This window comes from Methylobacterium sp. CCH7-A2, from assembly GCF_001557075.1.
Classification (GTDB): domain Bacteria; phylum Pseudomonadota; class Alphaproteobacteria; order Rhizobiales; family Beijerinckiaceae; genus Allobosea; species Allobosea massiliensis.
Genome location: NZ_LSKN01000029.1, coordinates 1 through 3,751, shown reverse-complemented (window position 1 = coordinate 3,751; position 3,751 = coordinate 1). Strand labels below are relative to the sequence as shown.

Here is a 3,751-nt window from a genome sequence, read left to right as displayed (position 1 = left end):
CGCCAACTACTTCAGCGCGGCAGGGTACGACGCAACCTGATGGGATTCCGCTCTAAATATATAGAATATATCGCCGGCAATGAAACATCGGAAAAAATTTACTTTGCATGGGCGCAGGGTTTTATGAACGCGCATTAGTCAGAGCTCCAGCAGGCGTAGATGAAAATCTAGACTTGATCCCATCCAGATTTCCGATTGTTGAGCAAATGTCATTCGTAAAAAACTGGTGCAGATCCAATCGTGATCATGATTTTAGCGATGCCGCTTTTGCGCTCTTCAAAGTACTACGAGCGCAGATACTGAAACAATGACACCAATGAAGAAACGCGTATTATTGATTGAGCTACGGCAATTGTACCCCTGCATTGGGCTGTAGCGCGGGGCGGCGCCGGGCAAGAGGCGCCGCCCCGACCTTATTTGAGCGCAAGGCTCAGGCAGAGTTTTTAACCCGCAGATTCCTAGAGCGTTTTCCGATCAGGTCGCATCATATCGTTCGGAGGTGAAGTGACGTTGTCCCCTCCCACGTTCAAGTAATGATTGCCCGACTCGAGCTCGAAATAGCTGGTTTGCGTGACATCGTTGAAGCTGAACGCCGCAGAGCGGATGCCGAAGCAAAACGAGCTGATGGTGCGGAGGCCAGCTTTCGGGGCCTGGTTGAGGTTGAGCGCCAACGAGCTGATGCAGCAGCAGCCGATCGAGACGCCTGGCGAAATTTGGCGCAGCGACCGTGGTGGCGCCGATTGGCAGGCTAGCGAGCACTCCCATGTGAAGGGAGTGCTTGAGCTGCCTCACCTTTCGAAGCCGTCGCGCCCCAGCTGCGGTGAGCTTAGTTTGGGCTGCTGATCGGGTGTCTCAGGCCCGCCCAGGTGCCCCTCCTGACGAAGACGCTTGTACATTTCGGGTCCCGGAATCTCCCAGCTCCTGATCGTCTCGCGCGTCTTGGCGACCCAAATCCCTTCAATTGGGTCGTGCCGAAGCGCTTCCAGCCTTTGGGCGAGATTGCTTACGGCTCTGACGATGATCTCGCCGAGGGCGCGAACGACGGCACCTAGCAGAGCTTCCTGTCGGGCTGCGATCGGCTCGCGCCGCTGCCGCTTCTCGATGAACAGCAGGAGCAACGCCACTAACGGCTTTTCGCGATCGGTGGCGTGTTCGAGGCGCCACGGCGCCGGAGCGGGTTTCGCGAGCGGTTCTGGGGCCGTCGCCTGCACGGCCACTTTCGCGGCCGCGGCCAGCGGGTCGGACGCCCGAGGCGGGCTGGACTTCAGCAATTGCCGGACGGCCCGCTCTTGAGCCTCCTGGGCGGCCTGAGTGCCCAAGCCGGCCCTCTGAGCAACTGCGGTCTCACCGGCCCGCCGTTGCTGCTCCTGGGCCTCCTGATCGGCCTGGATCTCTCGGAGCTCCCGGGCAGCCCGGCTGTAGTCCTGGCGCGCCTCACGGATCTCGTTGTTGAGGCGAGCGCGACGGGACCCAGGCACATAGGCCGCGCCTGCCTGGCGAGCCTCACGACGCCGGCGGCGTTCGACGGCGGTCAGGTCAGGCCCGAGGTGCTTCGTGCCCGGACCGACCAAGCCAGCGGCGGCGCGCGAGCGATGGTCAATCCGCTCGGAGCGACCCGCCTCGAGTAGGGCCTGGTTGGCCATCTCGGCCCAGACCGACCGGAGTTTCTCGATCTCGGCCGAGCCCGTCTGGGCCGCGTCCAGGATCCGGGTCTTGGCCCCGAGGGACCCATCCGCCTCAACCACACGGGTGGTCGTCAGGATGTGGGCGTGATGATTGCGCTGGTCGCCCTCCAGGTTCGGGACATGGATCGCGACATCGGCTGCGACCCCGTAGGTCTCGACCAGGTGACGGGCAAAGCGCTTGGCCAGCATCGACCGCCCGACGGCGTCGAGCTCGGCAGGCAGAGCAAGCTCGTACTCCCGGGCGACAGTGCTGTTGCAGCGCTTCTCGGCCAGCTCCGCTGCGTTCCAGAGTTCGGCCCGATCCGCGGCCCATTCGGCCGTCGCCGGCGCGACGACGAAGGAGCCGGCGACTCCGGAACGCCGGCGATAGTCGTGGATCAGGCCGCTACCGCGATCCTCGATCCGGGCGCCGGAACGATACGCTGCAGCAGCGGTCGCAGAACGACCGGCTGAGCGTGAAATCGCTTTGACGCTGAGATGATAAATCGCCATCCGTTTCCGCCGCTATGGGGTGCAGGGGCTTGGCCCTTGCCGTACGCAAACTCGCGAAGTTTGCATAAGTGCGCCTTTTAGTAATTTCTCCTTGCTTTCTAATGGTACGTGACACCTCGCCATCCCGCAACTATCCTGTCGCGATGGACCAAACTGGATATTGCAATGAACGATATGGAAGAGAGCCCCTTGGTGGCTCGCAAAAAGAAGGTTCTGGAGGATCTCCAGAAAGCCAAACTCAAGCTGCAGAAAATTCAAACCCAGGAACGGAAGGCAGCTCGAAAGGACGACACCCGTCGGAAAATTTTGCTCGGCGCGAAACTGCTCGAGGAGCTCAAGAACGTCAAAAACCTGGACAATCTAGTGTTCCACTGGATCAGCACCATGCAGCCACGCGATAAGCCACTCTTCACAGAGCTCGCGGCCGAATTAGCCCAGCGGCGGCAGAATCCCCCTCAGGGATAGCGCTGACGGCCGTGCAGAACCCGCACGATCACGATCCGGGCCGCCTCGACCCGATACACCACCACGAAGGGCGTCCGCGTCGGCGGGAACTCCCGGGTGCCCTCGATCCGGCCGACCCGACCCATCTCTGGAAACCCGCCCAGCTTATCGATCGCCGCGCGGATCCGGATGACCTGGTCGCGAGCGGCGGTCGGATTGTCCTGAGCGATGATGCTGGCGTGATGAGCCAGATTTTGCAGCGCGCGGCGGCTGTAGACGACCCTCATTGGCGTTGGGTCGCCGCCACGATCGCCGCCTCGACCGCAGCAAAAGCCTCGTCAGCTTCGATCAGCTCGTCGCGATCGGCCTCCTCGAGGCCGGCCTGCACCTCGGCCCGGAACCAGGCGTCGTGGTCCGCTGCCTCGCGCTGGCGCCGCAGCCGCTCGGCCTGGTCGGGCCGGCGGTGCCCACCGGCCTCCTCATGACCGCTGGCATCGACCTCAAAGCGGGCCAAGCCCAGTTCCCCCTGTACGAAGGCCGCGGCGCTGTTGAGATGGCGCCACGTCCGCAGCTGTCGGCGTGTCGAGGCGACCACGCGTTCAAGGGCGCCGTAGCGCACCAGAACCGCCCAGCCACCGGGCTGGCCAAGCACGGTAGCACTGCGGATCGCCTGGGCTTCGACCAGGTTCCGCACCGCGCGGGAATCGATCATCTCGGGTATTCGTTCGGATCGGGACATTGCGGCACCGCCTTCTCAAAGAGATTGGGAGCATTCATTCAATGAATGCGACGCAAAGACAAGCGCGTCGCGACCGCCATGTTCCATAAATCCCATTCGGCGAATCCCGAGCAGACAAGGTCACCGCTCGACCTGGAGGAGGCAGCTCTCGACCCTTCTCGGACATCGCAGCTTCGGTAGCGCATCTGCTTTGGGAGCAGAGGGTCCAAGGATTTGCAGTCCTATGCACCCCTCCCCGCCAAACAGGTAGACGCAAGAGACTTAAAATCCCTTGGGATCCGAGCTGGGGAATTCTCGCCCTCCCTTCCTCGAAAAGCCCTTGGCCGGAGCGTAGCGGAGGGTCGTGTCCCATAGCGTGGTGTAGCTGACGGTGGTCACCGGCGATTGCCGG

4 protein-coding genes are annotated in these 3,751 nt (G+C 62.3%); 1 reads left to right on the top strand and 3 read right to left on the bottom strand.

The window, feature by feature from the left end; translation table 11 throughout:
• Positions 1–788: 788 nt before the first annotated feature.
• A complete protein-coding gene (gene mobQ / locus AX750_RS02765) occupies positions 789–2,177 on the bottom strand; it encodes a MobQ family relaxase (protein WP_082734919.1) in 1,389 nt (462 codons plus the stop codon).
• 165 nt (positions 2,178–2,342) lie between these two features.
• On the opposite strand from mobQ, the gene AX750_RS02760 reads away from it, so the two are divergent.
• The gene (locus AX750_RS02760) at positions 2,343–2,642 is read left to right on the top strand and encodes a hypothetical protein (RefSeq protein WP_067253503.1); all 300 of its coding nucleotides are present in this window, start codon (positions 2,343–2,345) and stop codon (positions 2,640–2,642) included.
• On the opposite strand, the gene AX750_RS02755 is transcribed toward AX750_RS02760, so the two are convergent.
• Together AX750_RS02755 and AX750_RS02750 are read right to left on the bottom strand one after the other, a co-directional pair.
• Positions 2,633–2,908 (bottom strand): type II toxin-antitoxin system RelE/ParE family toxin, encoded by a 276-nt coding sequence (locus AX750_RS02755; protein ID WP_067253500.1) that lies wholly within the window; start codon positions 2,906–2,908, stop codon positions 2,633–2,635. The two genes, AX750_RS02760 and AX750_RS02755, sit on opposite strands and share 10 nt — an antisense overlap.
• On the bottom strand, positions 2,905–3,333 hold the full coding sequence (locus AX750_RS02750; RefSeq protein ID WP_156449764.1) for a hypothetical protein: 429 nt from the start codon (positions 3,331–3,333) through the stop codon (positions 2,905–2,907). Before AX750_RS02750 ends, AX750_RS02755 begins: the two co-directional genes overlap by 4 nt.
• Positions 3,334–3,751: the final 418 nt, after the last annotated feature.